This is a genomic window from Paraburkholderia eburnea (genome assembly GCF_002917095.1).
Taxonomy (GTDB): Bacteria; Pseudomonadota; Gammaproteobacteria; order Burkholderiales; family Burkholderiaceae; genus Paraburkholderia; species Paraburkholderia eburnea.
Genome location: NZ_PQGA01000001.1, coordinates 737323 through 757331 on the forward strand (window position 1 = coordinate 737323; position 20009 = coordinate 757331).

22 protein-coding genes are annotated in these 20009 nt (G+C 64.9%); 2 read left to right on the forward strand and 20 right to left on the reverse strand.

Annotated features, from left to right (window positions below; all coding sequences use genetic code 11):
* Positions 1-54: 54 nt before the first annotated feature.
* From ptsP to B0G62_RS31540, 6 genes are all read right to left on the reverse strand, one after another.
* Complete coding sequence (gene ptsP / locus B0G62_RS03250) at positions 55-2709, reverse strand: phosphoenolpyruvate--protein phosphotransferase (RefSeq protein ID WP_103702437.1); 2655 nt, start codon at positions 2707-2709, stop codon at positions 55-57.
* Positions 2710-2721: 12 nt separating this feature from the next.
* The gene (locus tag B0G62_RS03255) at positions 2722-3729 is read right to left on the reverse strand and encodes an SIS domain-containing protein (protein ID WP_103702440.1); all 1008 of its coding nucleotides are present in this window, start codon (positions 3727-3729) and stop codon (positions 2722-2724) included.
* Entirely contained in the window at positions 3722-4825 is a 1104-nt protein-coding gene (nagA, locus tag B0G62_RS03260) for an N-acetylglucosamine-6-phosphate deacetylase (protein ID WP_103702441.1), read from the reverse strand. The genes B0G62_RS03255 and nagA overlap by 8 nt, the downstream gene beginning before the upstream one ends.
* A complete protein-coding gene (locus B0G62_RS31535) occupies positions 4819-4974 on the reverse strand; it encodes a hypothetical protein (protein ID WP_167401173.1) in 156 nt (51 codons plus the stop codon). The genes nagA and B0G62_RS31535 overlap by 7 nt, the downstream gene beginning before the upstream one ends.
* Positions 4971-5705: a GntR family transcriptional regulator gene (locus B0G62_RS03265; RefSeq protein ID WP_103702934.1), complete on the reverse strand. Its 735-nt coding sequence runs from the start codon at positions 5703-5705 to the stop codon at positions 4971-4973. Before B0G62_RS03265 ends, B0G62_RS31535 begins: the two co-directional genes overlap by 4 nt.
* A 149-nt stretch (positions 5706-5854) precedes the next feature.
* Positions 5855-6148, reverse strand: a complete 294-nt coding sequence (locus tag B0G62_RS31540; RefSeq protein ID WP_167401174.1) for a hypothetical protein — start codon at positions 6146-6148, stop codon at positions 5855-5857.
* On the opposite strand from B0G62_RS31540, the gene B0G62_RS03270 reads away from it, so the two are divergent.
* Positions 6129-6566 (forward strand): MarR family winged helix-turn-helix transcriptional regulator, encoded by a 438-nt coding sequence (locus B0G62_RS03270; protein WP_103702443.1) that lies wholly within the window; start codon positions 6129-6131, stop codon positions 6564-6566. The two genes, B0G62_RS31540 and B0G62_RS03270, sit on opposite strands and share 20 nt — an antisense overlap.
* Before the next feature lie 111 nt (positions 6567-6677).
* On the opposite strand, the gene B0G62_RS03275 is transcribed toward B0G62_RS03270, so the two are convergent.
* The 6 genes from B0G62_RS03275 to B0G62_RS03300 all read right to left on the reverse strand — a co-directional run bounded on the left by B0G62_RS03275 (position 6678) and on the right by B0G62_RS03300 (position 12005).
* Positions 6678-7490 carry a MetQ/NlpA family ABC transporter substrate-binding protein gene (locus B0G62_RS03275; RefSeq protein WP_103702445.1) on the reverse strand — a complete coding sequence of 271 codons (813 nt, stop codon included), beginning with the start codon at positions 7488-7490 and terminating at the stop codon, positions 6678-6680.
* A gap of 223 nt (positions 7491-7713) precedes the next feature.
* Complete coding sequence (locus B0G62_RS03280; protein ID WP_103702447.1) at positions 7714-8358, reverse strand: SCO family protein; 645 nt, start codon at positions 8356-8358, stop codon at positions 7714-7716.
* Between the two features lie 4 nt (positions 8359-8362).
* Positions 8363-9268: a heme o synthase gene (gene cyoE, locus B0G62_RS03285; RefSeq protein ID WP_103702449.1), complete on the reverse strand. Its 906-nt coding sequence runs from the start codon at positions 9266-9268 to the stop codon at positions 8363-8365.
* Positions 9269-9277: 9 nt separating this feature from the next.
* Positions 9278-10387 (reverse strand): COX15/CtaA family protein, encoded by a 1110-nt coding sequence (locus B0G62_RS03290; protein WP_103702451.1) that lies wholly within the window; start codon positions 10385-10387, stop codon positions 9278-9280.
* Positions 10388-10426: 39 nt separating this feature from the next.
* Positions 10427-11107, reverse strand: coding sequence for an SCO family protein (locus B0G62_RS03295; RefSeq protein WP_244193086.1), 681 nt, complete (start codon positions 11105-11107; stop codon positions 10427-10429).
* A gap of 124 nt (positions 11108-11231) precedes the next feature.
* Complete coding sequence (locus B0G62_RS03300; protein WP_103702453.1) at positions 11232-12005, reverse strand: SURF1 family protein; 774 nt, start codon at positions 12003-12005, stop codon at positions 11232-11234.
* A 105-nt stretch (positions 12006-12110) separates the two neighbouring features.
* Between B0G62_RS03300 and B0G62_RS03305 the strand changes: the two genes are divergently transcribed.
* A complete protein-coding gene (locus tag B0G62_RS03305) occupies positions 12111-12320 on the forward strand; it encodes a twin transmembrane helix small protein (protein WP_103702937.1) in 210 nt (69 codons plus the stop codon).
* 153 nt (positions 12321-12473) lie between these two features.
* Here B0G62_RS03305 and B0G62_RS03310 read toward each other — a convergent pair whose 3' ends face one another.
* The 8 genes from B0G62_RS03310 to B0G62_RS03345 all read right to left on the reverse strand — a co-directional run bounded on the left by B0G62_RS03310 (position 12474) and on the right by B0G62_RS03345 (position 19870).
* The gene (locus tag B0G62_RS03310; protein ID WP_103702455.1) at positions 12474-13331 is read right to left on the reverse strand and encodes a cytochrome c oxidase subunit 3; all 858 of its coding nucleotides are present in this window, start codon (positions 13329-13331) and stop codon (positions 12474-12476) included.
* A gap of 69 nt (positions 13332-13400) precedes the next feature.
* The gene (locus tag B0G62_RS03315) at positions 13401-13625 is read right to left on the reverse strand and encodes a DUF2970 domain-containing protein (RefSeq protein WP_103702457.1); all 225 of its coding nucleotides are present in this window, start codon (positions 13623-13625) and stop codon (positions 13401-13403) included.
* 24 nt (positions 13626-13649) lie between these two features.
* On the reverse strand, positions 13650-14231 hold the full coding sequence (locus B0G62_RS03320) for a cytochrome c oxidase assembly protein (protein ID WP_103702459.1): 582 nt from the start codon (positions 14229-14231) through the stop codon (positions 13650-13652).
* Positions 14232-14271: 40 nt separating this feature from the next.
* Positions 14272-14412, reverse strand: a complete 141-nt coding sequence (locus B0G62_RS03325) for a cytochrome oxidase small assembly protein (protein WP_103702939.1) — start codon at positions 14410-14412, stop codon at positions 14272-14274.
* A gap of 160 nt (positions 14413-14572) precedes the next feature.
* Positions 14573-16186, reverse strand: a complete 1614-nt coding sequence (ctaD, locus tag B0G62_RS03330; RefSeq protein WP_103702461.1) for a cytochrome c oxidase subunit I — start codon at positions 16184-16186, stop codon at positions 14573-14575.
* Between the two features lie 221 nt (positions 16187-16407).
* On the reverse strand, positions 16408-18030 hold the full coding sequence (gene coxB, locus B0G62_RS03335; RefSeq protein ID WP_103702463.1) for a cytochrome c oxidase subunit II: 1623 nt from the start codon (positions 18028-18030) through the stop codon (positions 16408-16410).
* 94 nt (positions 18031-18124) lie between these two features.
* Complete coding sequence (locus B0G62_RS03340) at positions 18125-18601, reverse strand: DUF2244 domain-containing protein (protein WP_103702465.1); 477 nt, start codon at positions 18599-18601, stop codon at positions 18125-18127.
* A 273-nt stretch (positions 18602-18874) separates the two neighbouring features.
* Positions 18875-19870: a methyltransferase domain-containing protein gene (locus tag B0G62_RS03345; protein ID WP_103702467.1), complete on the reverse strand. Its 996-nt coding sequence runs from the start codon at positions 19868-19870 to the stop codon at positions 18875-18877.
* Positions 19871-20009 lie beyond the last annotated feature (139 nt).

The window sequence follows — 20009 nt, forward strand, 5'->3', positions numbered from 1 at the left end:
TTAATCAGGATATTTAGCGATCGGATTTGCCGATCAATGACGAAATGGCGCGACTCAATCGAGCGGCCAGTGCGCGCGGCTTGCGGCGCGCACGGCCTGCGCCGATTCGAGCGCGAGAATGTCGAACACGCGTTCGCGGCACTGGTTGTAGTCGAGATTGCGCACGCGCGCCTTGATCGACGGCACGGAAACCGGATCGACCGACAGTTCCGTGATCCCCAGGCCGACGAGCAGCGGCACCGCGAGCGGATCACCCGCCAGCGCACCGCACACGCCCACCCATTTGCCGTGCTTGCTCGCGCCTTCGACCGCCACGGCGATCAGGCGCAGCACGGCCGGATGCAAGCCGTCGGCCTGGGCCGCGAGATCGGGCTGGCAGCGGTCCATCGCGAGCGTGTACTGCGTGAGATCGTTGGTGCCGACCGACAGGAAATCGGCGTGACGCGCGAGCTGGTCGGCGAGCAGCGCCGCCGACGGCACTTCGATCATCACGCCCACTTCCACGCGGCCCGTGCGGCCCGTTTCTTTTGCAAACAGGTCGATGCGCTCGCGCAGGCGGATCAGCTCGCCCACGTCGGTGACCATCGGCAGCAGGATGCGGATCGCGCCCAGCGGCTCGACCGCAAGCAGGCCGCGCAATTGATCGTCGAGCAGATCGGGGCGCACCTGCGCGAGGCGGATGCCGCGCAGACCGAGCGCGGGGTTCGGCTCGGGCGGCAGCGTGAGGTAGTCGACTTCCTTGTCCGCGCCCACGTCGAGCGTGCGGATGATCGCCGTGCGGCCGCCCAGCGCCTGCGCGATGGCCTGATAGCTCTGGCGATGCTCTTCGACCGTCGGCGCCGCCTGGCGGTGGATGAACATCAACTCCGTGCGCAGCAGACCCACGGCGTCCGCGCCGTTGTCGACCGCGGTGCGCGCATCGTCGAGCGTCGCGATGTTCGCGGCGACTTCGATCGCATGACCGTCGCGCGTGGCGGCGGCCTGCTGCGAGGTCAGGCGGTTCGCTTCGCGCACGCCCGCGAGGCGCTGCTTTTCGGCGCGCGCGCGTTCGATGTCCTGGGCGCTCGGCGCGAAGGCCAGACGGCCCGCGCCCGCGTCCACCACCACTTCGGTGCCTTCGGCGATCTTGTGCAGCGAGTCGCCGAGCGCAACGATCGCCGGAATGCCCGCCTGACGCGCAATGATCGCCGCGTGCGAAGTCGCGCCGCCGCGCGCCATCAGAAGCGCGGTGACGCGCTTGCGGTCGAGCGTGGCGAGGTCGGAAGGCGTGAATTCGTCGGCGGCCAGCACGGCTTCGTCGGGCAGTTCGCGCGGCGCGGCGCTCGTGGCTCCGCTGGTGAGCGCGAGCGCGCGCAGCACACGTTTTTCGAGGTCGCGCAGATCGGCGGCACGCTCGGCGAGCAGCGGATCGTCCACTTTGCCGAGCACGGCGATCTGCGCGCGGATCGACTCGCGCCACGCAAAACCCGCACTCTTGCCAAGGCTGATGAGATCGCGCGCCGCATCGATCAGCGTGGGATCTTCGAGCAGCACGCGATGCATCTGGAAGATGCCCGCTTCACCGATTGCGCCGCGCTGCGACGCCGCACGCACGGAGGCATCGAGTTCCGCGTCCACCGCCGCGACGGCCTTGTCGAGCAGACGGCTTTCCGCCGCAGAGGGACCGCTCGCGAGTTCGGCCGGCGCGAGTTCCGCGTCGTCCCAGCGCACCAGCTTGCCGACCGCCACGCCCGGAGCGGCGCACACGCCCGTGAGCGTGCCCGGCGCGGCGGTTACGGAAGTCGTAGCCGTGGGAGCAATCGAGACAGAGACAGAGGCAGAGGCAGAAGCAGCCGCAGCCGGCGACAGTTGCCGCGCAGGCGCTTCGCCGCCTTCACCGCCTTCTCCGGGCGCGGCGCGCAGCAACTCGTTGGCCACCGCATCGACGGCCTTCTGCGCCTCGCGCCCCATGCCGACGAGTTCGACCGTCGCGCCTTCGCCCGCTCCCAGCCCCAGCAGGCCGACCACGCTTTCGATCGCCGCCTTGCGCTCGCCGAAACGCACTTCGACGCGCGCATCGATGCCGCGCACCGCTTCGCGCGCCCGCGCGGCAGGCCGCGCATGCAGGCCGCCCGCGTGCGTGAGCGTCACGCTACGGCGCACTTCGTCCATCACCAGATTCGCGCTGCCGGCCGCGCCCACCGTATGAGCCGCGCCGTCGCGCGCGCGCAGCACCAGCAGCGGCGTCTTGCCCGCTTCCACATTTCCGGCGCCCGCGCGCTGGACCACTTCGAACGCATCGGAGTTCGCCACCGCGACGACCGAAACGAGGCTTGGCGCCCCGCACCCCACGACGTCGAGATCGAATTCGATCAGCAGATCGCCGCGGCGCACCTGCGCGCCCTGCTCGACCTTGGGCGAAAAGCCCTTGCCGCCCAGCTCGACCGTATCGATGCCTATATGCACGAGCACCTGCGCGCCCTCGGCGGTCTCCAGCGTGACGGCGTGGCCGGTGCGCGCGAGGTGCATGACCGTGCCGTCGCAAGGCGACAGCAGCTTGCCCGCGAGCGGATCGATGCCGATGCCGTCGCCGAACAGGCCTTCCGAAAACACCGGATCGGGCACCGCTGCGAGCGGCACGACCGGGCCGGTGAGCGGCGCGACCAGCGCGATAGTGCCCTCGGCGAAATTTTCCGGGTTCATCAGGCGAGACTCCTGGATGCGTTCCATCAGCTTTCCAATCTAGTGGGTTTCGGTGACTTTGTTCAGGTAGCGCGGCTCGTCCGGGTTGCGGCCGCGCGCAGCGGCAAGACCCGCCGCCATCACGTAGAACGAAAGAATCGCGCCGATCGGATCGAGTGCCGCATCGGCGGTTTCGACCAGCGGCAGCGCGGCGTCCGCAACGTCGGCGGGTGCGGCGAGCAGCACGCGCGCACCGCGCTTTTGCATGTCGTGCGCCAGCTCGATGAGACCGGCCTGTTCCGGACCGCGCGGCGCGAACACCAGCAGCGGATAGTCGTGGCCGATCAGCTCCATCGGGCCGTGCCGCACTTCGGCGCTAGAGAACGCTTCGGCCTGGATGCCCGAGGTTTCCTTGAGCTTGAGCGCGGCTTCCTGGGCGATCGCCAGACCCGCGCCACGGCCGATCACGATCATCTGCTTCACGTCGCGCAACTCGTCGACGGCCTTGGACCAGTCGAGCGCGCCCGCGCGATCGAGCGCGTCCGGCAGCGCGCGCACGGCGTCGAGGAACGCGGCGTCGCGCTGCCAGAACGCCACCAGTTGCGCCGACATCGCCAGCATCGCGATATAGCTCTTGGTGGCGGCCACGCTCAGTTCGGGGCCGGCGAGCAGCGGCAGTTCGGTGCCCGCGGCAACGGCGAGCGGCGAATCGGCCACGTTGACCATTGCTGCGGTGAGCGCCCCCGCGTCGCGCAGCGCCTTGATCGTCGCCACGAGATCAGGACTCCTGCCTGATTGGGAAAAAGCAAGGGCGAACTGGCCGCTTACTCGTAAAGGCGCCTGCTGGAGCGTGGCGATCGACATCGGCAGCGAGGCGACCGGCACGCCGAGGCGGCTCATGGTGAGCGCGGCGAAATAGCTCGCGGCGTGGTCGGAGCTGCCGCGCGCGACGGTGAGCGCGACGTGGCGCGGACTGGCTTCGAGCGCGCTCGCAAGCGCCTCGACGCGCGAGGTGTCCGCGAGTTGCGCGGCGACGACGCTGGCCGAGGCCAGCGCTTCTTTAAGCATATTCGACAAGCGATTCTCCTTCGACATAGGTCGCGGTAAGCGCCAGATCGCGGTCGAACACGTTGACATCGGCCCAGGCGCCGCGCTGCAGGCGGCCCCGGTCTTCGATGCCGAGGTAATCGGCCGCGTAGCGCGACAGGCGTGCGGATACGTCCGCGATCGGCAAGCCGAGCGAGACGAGATTGCGCAAGGCCTGGTCCATGGTGAGCGTGCTGCCCGCGAGCGTGCCGTCCGCGAGACGCACGCCGCCGAGGCATTTGGTGACGTGCTGGCTGCCCAGGCGATATTCGCCGTCGGGCATACCGGTCGCCGAGGTGCTGTCCGTCACCACGTAGAGACGCGGAATCGCGCGCAGCGCGGCGCGGATCGCACCCGGATGGACGTGCAGCAGATCGGGGATGATTTCGGCGTATTCGGCATGTGCGAGCGCCGCGCCGACCACGCCGGGATTGCGGTGATGCAGCGGCGACATCGCGTTGAAGAGGTGCGTGAAGCCGCACGCGCCGTGCTTGAGCGCGCTCACCGCGTCGTCGTAGGTCGCGAGCGTATGGCCGATCTGCACGCGCACGCCGCGCGCCGCCATCTCGCCGATGATCTCGATATGGCCGGCGATTTCCGGCGCCACGGTGACCACGCGGATCGGCGCGATCGACAGGTACTTGAGCACTTCGTCGAGCACGGCGGACACCGCCGCGTCGGGTTGCGCGCCCAGCTTGCCCGGATTGATGTACGGCCCTTCCAGGTGCACGCCCAGCACGCGCGCGCCGCCCGGCGTGCGCTTGCGTGCGACGTCGCCGAGACCCGCGACCACGCTCATCAGTTCGTCGCGCGGCGCGGTCATGGTCGTGGCGAGCAGGCTCGTCGTGCCGTAGCGCGCATGGGTGCGCGCGATCGTTTCGATGGCGTTGCCCGCTTCCATCACGTCGGCGCCGCCGCCGCCGTGGACGTGCAGGTCGATGAAGCCCGGCAGGAGGTAGGGCGCGTCGTTCTTCGCCGGATCGGTGGCCTCGCCCTCGATCGACGTGATGCGTCCGTTTTCGAACGTCAGCGTGCCGTTGATCCAGCCATCAGGGGTGAGAATGTTTCCGCTCAGCATGAGATTTTTCCGATATTGCGCGCGGCGACGGCCTGCGCGCGGTCAGTCTTGACGGTGACGTGCATGAGAGAGTCATGGCGCGCGCCGGCGTTCCCGCGAGCCGCGCTTTTTACCGCGCTTTTTACCGCTTTCCTTGTTGCTGCGTTCATTGGCGCAACTCCGCGACGAAGTCGTAGTAGCCGTCGCGGCAATACGTGTCGGTCAGCTCGATGGCGTGCTGGTCGCGCGAAAAGCCCACGCGCGTGATCATGAGCAGCGCGGCGCGCGGCTCCACGCCCATCAGCGCGGCGATTTCGCCGGTCGCATTGACGGCGCGAAAGTGCTGCAAGGCGCGCACGACCGGCATGTTGCGCGTTTCCAGATACGCATAGAGCGAGCCGTCGAACGCCTGCGGGTCCGGCACGATCGGCACCGGCAGCGCCGAATGCTCCACCGCCATCACGATGCCGTCGGCGCGGCGCAGACGCCGCAGACTCGACACCGCAGCGCCCGGCGACAGGCCGAGCTGCACGATTTCCTCGCGGCGCGCCGGGCGCACCTGGCGCTCGAGCCACACCGAATCGGCCGTGAAGCCGCGCTGCTCCATCCTTTTGGTGAAACCGGTCAGACGCGAAAGCGGGTCTTCGACGCGCGGCGTGATGAAGCTGCCCGCGCCGCGCGCACGCCGGATCAGGCCCTGCTCGACGAGCAGCTCGATCGCCTTGCGCGCCGTGATGCGCGACACGCCGATGGCATCCGACAGCGTGCGCTCCGAGGGCAGCGCCTCGCCTGCGGACCAGACGCCGCAATGTATGGCCGTGGCAAGGTTGCGCGCCAGCTGCAGATAGAGCGGCGTCACGTTGCGCGCATCGGGCATCAGGGCAGACCAACGGGTTTCCATGGAACTCCGGCCAGCGGTTTGACGGATCGTGGAGGCGCCCGGACAGATCTTCGAGAAACGCGGCAAAAACAGCGTGGCGTCGGTCCGGTGCGAAAGCGAGCCCATTATATAACCACAATAATACCAGTCAACACAGACGAAGCCGCTTTTCAGATCCCTATAAATTCCTTATAAATCAATGAATTGAGAAATTTTATAAGGCTCTGCGGGTTGCCTGACTCGCATCGGTATTTTCCCTGGCGCAGCCCACTTGGGCTCTTTTTTCGCAACCACTCAAGCGCCAGCCAACCCGCTTTGGAATCCCGGCTTGATACCGGCGTAGAACCAATGCGAAGATTCAGAAAGTCAACAATATCGCGCGCCCCTGACATCCCATATAGTGGCACTTGACCAATATCAATGAACTGACCACGGGTACCCAGTTTGTCGAATGATTCCGACACGAGACGGCGCGCCGAAGCCGTCCTGCAGTTCAATCGCTTTTATCGAACGTTCCTCGGGGCACAGCGGGACGATCAGCCCAGCTCGCCGTTTTCGCTGACCGAGATCCGCGTGCTGCGCGAGCTCGACAGCGTCGGTACGCAGACGTCCGCGACGCTCGCGCGCACGCTCGCGCTCGATTCAGGCTATCTGAGCCGCATTCTCGCGAGCTTCGCGCGCCGTCATCTGATTGCGCGCTCCGCCTCGCAGGCCGACGCACGCCGCACGTTCATCTATCTGACCGAGGCGGGCCGCAGCACCTATGCGTCGCTCAAGGATGCGGCGATCGGCGGTTTGGCCGACCGCCTCGGCAAGCTGACCACCGCCGAACAGGAAGAGCTGATCAACGCGATGGAGGTCGTGCAGCGATTGCTGCGGTAAATGGCTCGGGCACGTCCCAAAAAACAAAAAGCCGCTCCATCGAAATGGCAGCGGCTTTTTTTCGCCTGGCGATAACGGCGCGCGGCACACCGGCCGCGCAACGTCACACGCTTAGAACGACGGGATCATCGAACCCTTGAATTCGTCCTTGAGGTATTGGCGCACGTCTTCCGACTGGTAGGCGGCAACCAGCTTCTTCACCCACGGCTTGTCCTTGTCCTGCGCGCGCACGGCGATCAGGTTGGCGTATGGGCTGTGCGTGTCTTCCAGGGCGATGGCGTCCTTGGTCGGCTGCAGGCCGGCGGCCAGCGCGTAGTTCGTGTTGATGACGGCGGCGTCCACGTCGCCCAGCGCGCGCGGCAGTTGCGCGGCGTCGAGTTCGACCAGCTTCACCTTCTTCGGATTGTCCGCGACGTCGAGCGGCGTGGCGTTGTTGCCATTCGTGCCCGCGCCTGCGCGCAGCTTGATCACACCCTTGCTTTGCAGCACGAGCAGCGCACGGTTTTCGTTCGACGGATCGTTCGGCACCGCGATCTTCGCGCCTTGCGGCAGCGCTGCGAGCGACTTGAACTTCTTCGAGTACACGCCGATCGGCGAGATGTACGTGAGACCGGCGTTGACGATCTTGTAGCCGCGCTGCTTGATCTGGCTGTCGAGGTACGGGCCGGTCTGGAAGCTGTTCGCGTCGAGATCGCCCGAATCGAGCGCCGCGTTCGGCTGCACGTAGTCGTTGAATTCGATGACCTTGACGTTCAGGCCTTCGCGCTTCGCGACCTTCTGGACGACGGCCCACACCTGGGCGTCCGGGCCGGACACGGTGCCGACCTTGATGACCTGGTCGTCAGCGCGCGCGCCGAAGCTGGCTGCGAGCGTGGTGGCGGCGACGCCGGCGAGGAGTGCTTTGATCAGATTTCTGCGCTGCATGGAGATGATGTTCCCGCTTGTTGCTTGTTTATTACGTTGTCGAGCCGCTGAGCCGCATTGTGTGCCGCCAGCAGGCAGACATAAATGGTCTCATATGGCACCGGCCCCGCGAAATATAGAAATCGCATACTGGTATGCCTGCGGGGGATGCCGGCGCGCGCCAGTGTGGCGCATCGGGCTTTCGAACGGCCTGCGTGAAGCCGCGCCGTCCGGATCAAGTCGATTAATTGCCGTCGTTCGAGCCGAGCAGTATCTTGAGATCGTGCACCCAGGGCGTCACGCCCTGCCCGTCGCGCGCGAACAGGCGCAGCTTGCCGGTGGTGTCGAACACATAGCTCGCGGCGGTGTGGTCCATCGTGTAGCCGTCGGGCGTGCTGCCGGGCACCTTCGCGTAATACACGCGGAAGTCCTTCGTCACCTGCTTGAGCTGCGCGTCGTCGGCCGGGCGCAGCGCGATGAAGGTGGGATTGAAGGCGGCGACGTACTGGCCAAGGATCTGCGGCGTATCACGCTCGGGATCGACGCTCACGAAGATCACCTGCACGCGCTTGCCAGCATCGGGCCCCAGTTGCTGAAGCGCCTGCGAAAGCTCCGCCATGGTGGTCGGGCAAACGTCCGGGCAATGCGTGTAGCCGAAGAACAGCACCACGACCTTGCCCTTGAAGTCGGCCATCGTGCGCGTCTTGCCGTTCGAATCCGGCAGCGAGAAGTTGTTGCCGAACTGCGTGTTGCCGGTGATGTCGAGATTCGAGAACGACGGCGGCTGCTGGCCGCAGCCTTCGAGGCCGAGCGTCGCGCCAAGCGCGCCCGCCGTGGCAAGCGCGATCACCGTCGCGCGCGCGAAGCGCGCAAGCGTGCGTCGATTCATAGTGTCACGCTCCGATGAGCGCATGCACGTAATGATCGACGAGCAACGCGACGAACAGCAGCGAGAGATAGATGATCGAGTAACGGAACATCGCACGCGCGAGGGCATCCGAGTACTCGACATAGATCTTCCACGCGTAGGCGAGGAAGACAGCGCCGAGCAGCACGCTCGACGCCAGATACAGTACGCCGCTCATGCCCGAGATATAGGGCATCAGCGCGACCGCGAAAAGGATCACCGAATACAGCAGGATATGCAGGCGCGTGTACTTTTCGCCGTGCGTGTTGGGCAGCATCGGCAGGCCGGCTGCTTCGTAGTCCTTGCGGCGATACAGCGCGAGCGCCCAGAAATGCGGCGGCGTCCACACGAAGATAATCAGCACGAGAATCCAGGCGTCGCCGGGCACGTGGCCGGTGACGGCCGCCCAGCCCAGCGCCGGCGGCATCGCGCCCGAGGCGCCGCCGATCACGATGTTCTGCGGCGTGGCCGGCTTGAGCAGCAGCGTGTAGATGATCGCGTAGCCGATGAAGGTCGCAACCGTGAGCCACATCGTCAGCGGATTGGCGAAGGTGTACAGCACCCACATGCCCAGGCCGCCGATCACCGCGGAGAAAATCAGGATCTGCACGCTGGTGATCTCGCCGCGTGCCGAGGGGCGCCACGAGGTGCGGCGCATACGCGCATCGACTTTTTGCTCGACGAGACAGTTGATCGCGAAGGCCGCACCTGCCGTCAGCCAGATGCCGACGGTGCCGCCGATCAGTTGCTTCCAGGGCACCATGCCCGGCACGGCGAGGAACATGCCGATGACCGCGCAGAACACGGCCAGTTGAGTCACGCGGGGCTTGGTGAGCGCGAGATACTGCGAAATCCGGCTACCGGGTGACTGGGGGAGGGTTGTACTTTCCATAGGGCGGGATCACACCGCAGCGGTGTCGCGCGCAGGGAGAACAGCGCGGCCGGGGCGGCTACAAGCAATTCGAAAGTTTAGCACGACGAGCAAAAGCAACAGGATCGCCGCGCCACCGTTGTGGGCCACCGCGACAGGCAGCGGCCATTGCAGGACGATATTGGAAAGTCCTGTCAGAAACTGGATTGCGATCACGATCAGAACCCAGTTCGCGGGGCGGCGCAACGAGGCATAGCGCCGCATTTTGAGGCCGAACCATACCAGATAAGCGATCACGGCGAAGGCAAACGTGCGGTGCGTCCAATGAATCGCGACGAGCGCATCCTGGGTAATCACATCGCCGTTGCCGTCCATGCCGAGCGCGCGCCAGAGGTGAAAGCCGTGATGGAAATCCATCGGCGGAATCCATGCGCCGTTGCAGGTCGGGAAGTCGGTACAGGCAAGCACGGCGTAGTTGGTGCTCACCCAGCCGCCCAGCGCGATCTGGACGATCAGCAGCACGAGCGCCGCAGCCGCGGCCAGGCGCCAGCGCGCCGCGTCGGGTTCATACGCGGGCAGCGGCGTCATGCGCGCGGCAAGCCATGCCAGCGTGCCGAGCAGCGTGAGGCCCAGCAGCAGGTGCGTCGTGACGATCACCGGCTGCAGCTTCATCGTCACGGTCCACGCGCCGAAGATGCCCTGCACGAGAATCAGGCCGAGCAGCGCCGTGGGCCACCACGGCGACACATGCAGCGGCAGGCGCTTGATGCGCGCGCGCCAGGCAATGGCCATCTGCGCAATGATGAGGACACCGATCGCCATCGCGAAGTAGCGGTGAATCATCTCGATCCACGCCTTCGACATGCTCACGGGGCCGCTCGGCAAAGCCAGATGCGCCGCGGCGATCTGCGCGTGCGCGATGAACGGCGACGACGTGCCGTAGCAGCCCGGCCAGTCCGGGCAACCGAGGCCCGAATCGGTCAGACGCGTAAAGCCGCCGAACATCACCAGGTCGAGCGTCATGAAGGTCGTGAGCCACACGAGCTTACGGAATTTGTTGTCGTCGGCTTTGACCCACACCCACGAAAGCGGCAGCAACGCGATGCACAGGCCAATCAGGCCCAGCTCCAGGATAAACATCTCTCTTACTCTTTTCTGTCAGAACTCGCGCTGCGCACCTTAGCCGATGCTGGACCACTTGAGGAGCTTAGTCACGTCTTGTTTGATCTTTGACGGATCCGGATGGTCGGGAAAACGCATCATCAGGTTGCCGTTGGGATCGACCAGATAGATGTGGTCGGTGTCTTTCGTCGTATCGGTGGCGGGCAGCCACGCGGCCACGGCCGCGCCGTCGGCGCGCAACATGCGGGTGTCCGGATAGGCGCTGCGCACCACAGCGGGCACATTGGCGTCGTCGCTGCGCAGCCACAGGGTCACGACACGCTCGCGCTCCGCGCCCTGCGTCGCGCGCACCTGGCGCATGAAGTAGAGCTTGTGCACACAGGCTTCGTCGCATGCGCCGCCATCGACCGAGATCATGAGCCAGCGTCCGCGCAGCGAGGCGAGCGGCACTTCGCGGCCGTCGTCGCCGGTCACCATCAGCGAGGATGGAATCGTGCGCTGCGGCTCGATCAGCGTGCCGTAGCTCGTGCTGCCGCCCTTCGGCTTGATCACGTAGTACGTGAAATACGAAATGGCGATGGGCGCGCCGCAGATCAGCGCGATCAGGAATAGCATCCAGCGGCCGCGCCGCCACGAACCCTTGGGTTGTGCGGCGGGTGCGGATGGTGCGCCGCCGGGTTGCGCCGCGTTGCGGGAGACCTGCGCGGTATGCGTACTATGGGGAGATTGCGTCGACACTGCGTGAACCTCGTTTCTGTCGCTTCCTGTTGACCCTGCGCCGCGGTTTCGCAGCGCGCTCATCCGTGCCGATATGTGCCGACGCGTGCCATTTTGCGCCGATGCACCGACGTCGATCCGATCGTCAGGCGTCCTTTGCGCTGTGAACCGGCCCCGGCTCCTGCCCGGCTTGCATGCGCTCTTTTGTCGCAGCCCGACGGGCCGCGTAAAGACCGAATCCCAGCGCCGCGGCGGCCATGCCCCACCACTGGAACATGTAGCCGATGTTGCGCTCGACGTCCGTGGCGGGCGCGGGCCAGTCGCGCACGAGACCGTCCTTGAAGGCCGGCGCCGAGGTGGAAACAAACCCCGTCTGCTGGATCACGAAGGGCTGCAGCGGCAGGCCGGTTTCCGCTGCGTAGGAAGCGACGCCGAGATTCTGCCGTATCTTCTGGTGCGCTGCAGAGCCGCCGGCACCCAGCTCGAAAGCGCGCAAAGCATCCGCGCGCGCGATGCCCTCCACTTCCACCGATCCTGCCGGCGTCGCATAGGGCGCGATCCGCTCGCGCTCCTCGAAGCTGCGCGGCAACCAGCCGCGATTGACCAGCACGTACCCGCCATCGTCCAGTTTAAGCGGCATCACCACATAAAAGCCTGGCTGGTCGTTATAGGGACGATTGTCGAGATACACCACGCGCGCAGGCAAAAACGTGCCTTTCGCGCGCACGCGATGAAACTCGATGTCCTTGAGCGCGACTCGCGCGGCACCCACGGTTTGCGGACTGGCGTTTTCGTACTGCGTAATTTGCGCCTGCAGCGCTTCCTTCTGGTGGGCGCGATCGCGCTGCCAGAAACCCAGCCGTATCGTCACGGCCATCACGATCAGGATCAGCAACGCGGGAACCAGGCGTATCTTCATCGGGCACGACCGATGCGGCACATACGGCTGATCGAACCCCGCGTGGAGTAGCGCGGTGCGATAATGAGACAGGCGTTTTCAGACATGCGCGATCCAGTGAACTTCATGCACATACTCGTTCCCGTTGCATTTGCGTTGATCATCGCAAGCATGATCTCGGCGCTCTATTTCATGATGCACGACCGGGGCCGCACCAAGCGAATGGTCTGGTCGCTTGCCACGCGCGTGGGCTTCTCCATCTCGCTCTTTCTCTTCATTCTGTTCGCGCACTGGATGGGCTGGATTCAGCCGACGGGCATTCCGCTCGGCCGCTGATCGACGCCCCATCCCAGGCTACCGCTTCGAACTTCGGCGCACGCGCCGGACCCGCAAAAACCAAGGCGCCGCGCCGACCATGTCGGAGCGGCGCCTTCGTGTTTTCAGGCGCGCCGCGCACAAAAGACGCGCGAGACGCGCGCGCCGCACGCGTTACAGCCAGTACACCACCACGTAGAGACCGAGCCACACCACGTCCACGAAGTGCCAGTACCACGCCGCGCCTTCGAACGCGAAGTGATGCTCGGGCGTGAAGTGTCCGCGAATCAGCCGGATCATCACGACCGCGAGCATCGTGCCGCCGAGGAACACGTGAAAGCCGTGGAAGCCCGTCAGCAGGAAGAACGTCGAACCGTAGATGCCCGAAGCGAGCGTCAGATTCAGTTCGTTGTACGCGTGAATGTATTCGAAGGCTTGCAGGCAGAGGAAGCAGAAGCCCAGCACCAGCGTGCCCGCGAGCCATGCGATGGCCTTCTTGCGATGGTTGTCGCGCAGCGCATGGTGCGAGACCGTGAGCGTCGCGCCCGACGAGAGCAGCAGCGCCGTGTTGATGGTCGGCACCGGCCACGGCGTCATCGAGCGGAAGTGCGAAACCAGCGCCGCCGGGCCGTTGTTGGGCCATACCGCCGAAAAGTCCGGCCAGATCAGCTTGTAGTCGAGGCTGCCGAGCTGATGCAGCGCGATCTGGCGCGCGTAGAACAATGCGCCGAAGAACGCGCCGAAGAACATCACCTCGGAGAAGATGAACCAGCTCATGCTCCAGCGATACGACACGTCCACGCGTTTGCCGTACATGCCGCCTTCGGATTCGGAGATCGCGTCGCCGAACCAGTGCCAGAGCGTGAAGAGCACCCACAAGAGACCCGCCGCCACGCCGATCGGCGCCCACGAGTCGCCGTTGATCCACGACGCGAGCGACGACAGCATGACCAGCAGGCCAATGGCCGCGCTGATCGGATGCCGCGACGGGTGCGGTACGAAGTAGTACGGGCTATCGTTTTGACCGCTCATGCGTGTTTCTCCAGTTTCCAGTTGCTCCCGGACCTAGCCGGTGTCTCTACGTTATTCATTGTTGGCGGCTCACTTCCTCACTACCGCATGCACGATCAGCAGCAGCACGACGATGAACAGAATCGCGCCGATGATCCCCGCCGCGATCAGCGCCACCGGATTCAGCTGCGCGGCATCGGATTCGAGGTCGGCGCGCTTGCGCACGCCGAGAAACGACCACGCCACCGCCTTCACCAGCTGCAGCACGCTGCTTTTCTTCGCCTTCGCCGATCCTGCGCCGCTGTCGTCGTTCATCTTTCGTCGTTCATGGGTTGCGCCTCACGCCCCGGCCGCCTGCTTCGGCGCCTGCGGCACGGCCGGCTTGTTCAGCTCGAAAAAGGTGTACGACAAGGTAATCGTCTTCACGTCCTTCGGCAGCTTCGGATCGATCACGAACACCACCGGCATGCGCTTCGTCTCGTTCGCCTGCAAGGTCTGCTGCGTGAAGCAGAAACACTCGATCTTGCGGAAGTACTCGGTCGCCTGCTTCGGTGCGTAGCTCGGGATCGCCTGCGCGTCGATGGTGCGTCCTTCGTTGTTCGAAATGTCGTACATCACGGTCATGACTTCGCCGGGATGCACGTCGAGACTGTTCTGCTCCGGCTTGAAACCCAGCAGCCCGCGCGCGTTCGCGTCGAACTCCACCGACACGGTGCGCGTCATGTCCACCTGCGTGTTGCGCGCCTCGCGTGCGGTGGTGTCGCGCTGCACGAGATTGTTGACGCCCGTGACTTCGCAGATCGCGCGATACATCGGCACCAGCGCCCAGCCGAAACCGAACATCAAGAGCGCCACCACCACGAGCTTGATGAGCATCGAGCGGTTGAAAGCGCGGTCGCTACGTGCGTGCTGCGTCGACATCGGACTTCCTCGAACAGTGTGCCTGCCCGACGCCCGCGCGTCAGGGTCCGGCGAAATACACCTGCTTCACGACGGCGCCCAGAAAGAACACGGCGGCGACCGCCAGCAAAATCAAACCGAGCCGCAGATTGCCCGCACGGATCTGCTCGGGCGTGCGACGTTTCTGGGAGTTGCGGGTCATGCTTGCAGTACGGTTAGCGGCGCGGTTGGCCGTGGCTTCCTTGTCCGGCGCAATTTGCGTGATTCCCTGCATCGTGAATCGCTCCATGCGTGAACAGCGTGGCTTCGGTTCGTGTCCGGTCCATCAAGCGATTGACCGGACACCGTAGGTCGAGCGGGTCTTATTCGACCGTCGGCGGATTTTCGAAGGTGTGGAACGGCGCCGGGCTCGGCACGGTCCATTCGAGGCCGGTCGCGCCATCCCAGGGCTTGTCGCCGGCCTTTTCCAGCTCGCCGCCGCCGCGATACGCAGGCAGCGCGACGAAGAACAGGAAGTACACCTGAGAAAGCCCGAACCCGAATGCGCCGATCGTGATGACCTGGTTCCAGTCGGTGAACTGGGCCGGATAGTCGGCATAGCGGCGCGGCATCCCGGCGAGGCCCACGAAGTGCATCGGCAGGAACGCGACGTTGAAGAACACCAGCGAGCACCAGAAGTGGATCTTGCCGCGCATCTCGTTGTACATCCAGCCGGTCCATTTCGGCGACCAGTAGTACCATCCGGAGAACAGCGCGAATAACGACCCCGCCACCAGCACGTAATGGAAGTGCGCCACCACGAAGTAAGTCCCGTGATACTGGATGTCGAGCGGCGCCATCGCGAGCATCAGACCCGACAGACCGCCGAACGTGAACACGATCAGAAAGCCCACGGCCCACAGCATCGGCGTCTCGAAGCTGAGCGAGCCGCGCCACATCGTGGCGACCCAGTTGAACACCTTCACGCCCGTCGGGACCGCGATCAGCATCGTCGCGTACATGAAGAACAGCTGACCCGTGACCGGCATGCCCGTGGCGAACATGTGGTGCGCCCAGACCATGAACGAGAGAATCGCGATCGACGCCGTGGCGTACACCATCGAGCTATAGCCGAACAGCGGCTTGCGCGAGAACGCCGGAATCACCTGCGACACGATCCCGAACGCCGGCAAGATCATGATGTAGACCTCGGGGTGGCCGAAGAACCAGAAGATATGCTGGTACATGACCGGGTCGCCGCCGCCTGCCGCGTTGAAGAAACTCGTGCCGAAGTGACGGTCGAACAGCAGCATCGTGATCGCGCCCGCCAGAACCGGCATCACGGCGATCAGCAGATAGGCGGTGATGAGCCACGTCCACGCGAACATCGGCATCTTCATGAGCGTCATGCCCGGTGCGCGCATGTTCAGGATCGTGACGACGATGTTGATGCCGCCCATGATCGACGAGGCGCCCATGATGTGGACCGCGAAGATCGCGAAGTCCATGCCCGGACCCATCTGCGTGGAAAGCGGCGCGTAGAGCGTCCAGCCCGCGGCGGTCGCGCCGCCCGGCGCGAAGAACGAGCCGACCAGCAGACAGGCGGCGGCGGGCAGCAGCCAGAAGCTGAAGTTGTTCATGCGCGCGAAGGCCATGTCCGATGCGCCGATCTGCAGCGGCACCATCCAGTTCGCGAAGCCCACGAAGGCCGGCATGATCGCGCCGAACACCATGATCAGGCCGTGCATCGTGGTGAGCTGGTTGAAGAACTCGGGGCGCATGATCTGCAGGCCCGGCTCGAACAGCTCGGCGCGAATGGCTAGCGCCATCACACCGCCCGACAGGAACATCACGAACGAGAACAGCAGGTACAGCGTCCCGATGTCCTTGTGGTTGGTGGCCATCAGCCAGCGGCGCCAGCCGTGCGGCGTCGCGTGGGCGTGGTCGCCATGCACGTGACCGTGCCCCCCAGCTACATCGTGTCCGATGCTAGACATGACTCTTTCTCCTGTCGGCCGGAGTTGGCGCCTAAGCGCCTGACTCTAGCCCCATGCAATTTAGTTGCTGAAGCAAATTGCTTTGCGTCTCTTACTGCAGTGTTGGCAAGCTCTGCGTCGCCGCTGCTCGTGCCCGCTTTTTTACAGCGTACTGCGAGTTTCTTGTTATCGAATTCGTTATGGACTGCTTGTGGCCCGCGTGGGCCCAAAAGGATGCGGTTTTATGCAGCCGGGCCGATTTCCACGCGGCGCGCTTCCTTCGCGTCCGCGCCGCCGGTGACGGTTTCCGGCTTCTTCAGGATGATGTGATCTTCGGCGATGCCCGCGGCCTTGAGGGCGTCGCGCACGGCTTGCGCGCGGTGCTTCGCCAGTTCCGCGTTGGCGTCGGCCTTGCCGCTCGCGTCGGTGTAGCCCGACAGCGTGAACTTCGCGTCGGGGTGTGCCTTCGCGTAGTCGGCGGCGGCCTGGATCGCGTCCTTCGCGTCGGCGGGCAGCGTGCTCTTGCCCACTTCAAAGTAGACGCTGGCCGGCAACGACGCCGTCGTTTGAGCCGCGCCCGAGGCCTGATCGGCGCCGCTTGCCGCAGCCGCAGGTGCGCTCGCGGCACCGCCGGAGGCGGCTTGATCCGCGCCCGCCGCAGCCGTCGTGCCGCCGCCTTCGGGCATCTTGCCGTTGCGCGCGTCGGCCACCTGACGCGGCTGCAGGATGTCGCCCGTATGGTTGCCCCAAGCGTTGCGCTCGAAGGTGATGACCGAAGCGATTTCGACATCGTTGAGCGTGGGCGCCCATGACGGCATCGCGTTCTTGCCCTTGAGCACGATGCTCACGTGCTCGGCGATCGGGCCGTTGGCGACCTTGCTGCCGTCGAGCGCCGGGAATGCGCCCGCGCCCTTGCCGGTCGGCTGGTGGCACACCGCGCAATTCGACGCGTAGACCTTCTCGCCGCGCTCTTTAAGCTCGGCCAGGGTGTAGGTCTTGTTCGGGTCGTCGTTGGCCGCGGCCATCTTCGCCTTCTGCGTGCTCACCCACTTCGCGTAGTCGTCGTCGGAGAGCACTTCGACCACGACCGGCATGTACGCGTGCTCCTTGCCGCAGAGTTCGGTACAGAAGCCGCGATAGGTGCCCACTTTCTCGGCCTTGAACCACGTGTCGCGCACGAAGCCCGGAATCGCGTCCTGCTTCACGCCGAACGCGGGCACGTACCACGAGTGCACCACGTCGTTGGCCGTCGTGATCACGCGGATCTTCTTGTTGACCGGCACGACCAGCGGGTTATCGACTTCCTGCAGATACGTATCCGTGATCGGCGCGAGGCCGTTCACTTCGCCGCGCGGCGTGGTGAGCGTCGAAAGAAAGCTGATGCCCTCGCCCGGCCCCTTCACGTAGTCGTAGCCCCACTTCCACTGATAGCCCGTCACCTTCACGGTGAGATCGGCGTTGGACGTGTCCTTCATTGCGACGACGGCCTTGGTGGCCGGCAGCGCCATCAGCACGACGATGATGAACGGCACGATCGTCCAGATGATTTCGACGGTCGTGCTTTCGTGGAAATGCGAAGCCTGATGGCCCTTCGATTTGCGATGCGCAAAAATCGAATAGAACATGACGCCGAATACGCCGATGAAAATCACCGTGCATAGGATCAGCATCATCGTATGGAGGTCGTAAAGCTCTTCTGCGATGCGCGTGACGGGCGGCTGGAGATTGATCTCGTTGACCGCTGGGCCGCCCGGACTGTCTCCGACTGCGAGTGCCGCGCCGGCGACGAGAAGTCCGCTGCACGCCAGCACGCCCTGTAGGGCTCGCTTGATTGTTTTCATAGCTTCCTTACCCATAATTTCCATTCAAACCCTCGACCCCGCAGGAAGGTTTTGCAACCAGGTCACGCCCTGGGGGGCGCACACGCCGCACCGTGATTCGCTCACGGCACGCATCCATTCAAATCGCGCGCGCAAGCCACGAGCGCAGTTCCCGCGCGAACTGCGCACGCCGATACTGCGGCAAATGCAAACCGACCGCGACCGCCTGGCCGCGGGACACGAGACGCACCGGGTCGCGTGGGGTGGCGCCCGGCTCGACCCGGACCCAGCGGGGATTGAATTCGAACTGCGTGAGCGCGTCGGCGCTCATCTGCTCGATCACCAGCCGGTTCGGATAAAGCCTGATACGTTCGTAATCGACAGCATGGCGCGCATAGATGGCGAAGGCGCCCCCAACGACCAACAGATCGATACCAGTGAACGGCAAAACCAACCAGGCGCCGTGGATCAACAGCAGAACGGCGATCGCGATGGAGACCAGCGCCAGCGACAAATAGAACAACACGAATTGCCTGGGCGAAACCGAACAATTGCGCTTCATCGTCCAGTCCTTGAGGACCGGCTCCGGACTCGCCAGCAGATCAGACGTCTGCATCGCTCGTTTCCCCCACTGCAACATCCTCAGACTATCGCCGCTTTGCGCCTTGCACAACTGCGGGACATCCGGAGTCGCCACGGTGTTGCGCGGATCAGCATCCCGCCCCACCACCTGCAGACCGACGCATTATAGGCGCGATCCCAGGCACCCACAAGCAAGGTGCAATCGGCCGAAAACCCAATACGGACGGGCCTTCCAGCGATTTTTCAACAAATTTTCGAGGGCTTTTCAGGCGCTAATTTCAGGCATAACGAAAGCCCCCTTATTACGTCAACGATTCCTTGCCGAACCTCGGCCGATATCTTCGATCCGCACGATGCCGTGGCCTTCGGCGGTCGTGCGCGGCACGGCTTTCCACGCATGTCCGTAGATGATCTCGAAGGTGAGCGGGATCGTGCCGGCGTTCGGTCCGTCGCTCAGTCGCCGTGCCTCGAGCGCGGCCAGCAGCGCGCGGTAAAGGCGTCGCGACGCGCCAGGCTGGGCGGCCTCATCGCTCGCGCCGAAAGCCCGCGCGAACGGATACGCGCCCCAGCGGCGCACATCGGCGAGCAGCTTTTCCGGCGTCTTGTAGGTGACGGTGAGCGTTTCCTGATCCATCACGGGAATCTCAAAGCCGTTCTCCACCAGCATGTCGCCGAGGTCGTGCATATCGACGAAATCGATTACATGCGGCTGCATGGGCTCACCGTGCGCGGCCTCGACTTCGGCGTACGCGCCGCGCAGTTCCTTGAGCGTGTCCGGCCCGAGCGTGCTGAACATCAGCAGGCCATTCACCTTGAGCACACGCTGCCATTCGCCGAAGACGAGGTCCGGACGCGGATGCCAGTGCAAGGCGAGGTTCGACCACAGCAGCTCGAACGCGCCATGCGCGAACGGCAGCGCGGCGAAATCGGCCTGTGCGAAGCGCGGCCCGCGCGAGCCGAGCGCGCGTCCGATCGAGGCAGGAAGGAAGCGTCGCCAGCTCGTGTCACCCAAGTCGTGTGCGCGGGCGCGTTCGAGCATGGCGAAGGAGAGGTCGGCGCCGAACACGGGCGCTTCGGGGAAGCGCTCGCGCAGCGCCGGGAGATCGGCACCGGGGCCGCAGCCCAGGTCGAGCACGCACGAAGGGCTTACCTTGATGTATTCGAGGCGCTCGCGCATGCGCTCAGCAATTTCACGCGGCAGGAACGCGACGTCGTCGAAAGTGGCCGCGCGGCGGTCGAAAATCCGCTGCAGATAGCGCGGATCATAGGCCGGACGGCCGGGTCTGGGGTGAGACGGGGACATGTCGGTCGTATTGGCGAAGTCTGCGAAGTATACTCGCTCACTCCCATCCTTTCAGTTCACTCGCGCGCTTAGGGCCCGTTCAGGGCCGTCCTACGATGCCGCTGCCGCCCGATCTGTCGGATTCCTCGACGTCTTCAGC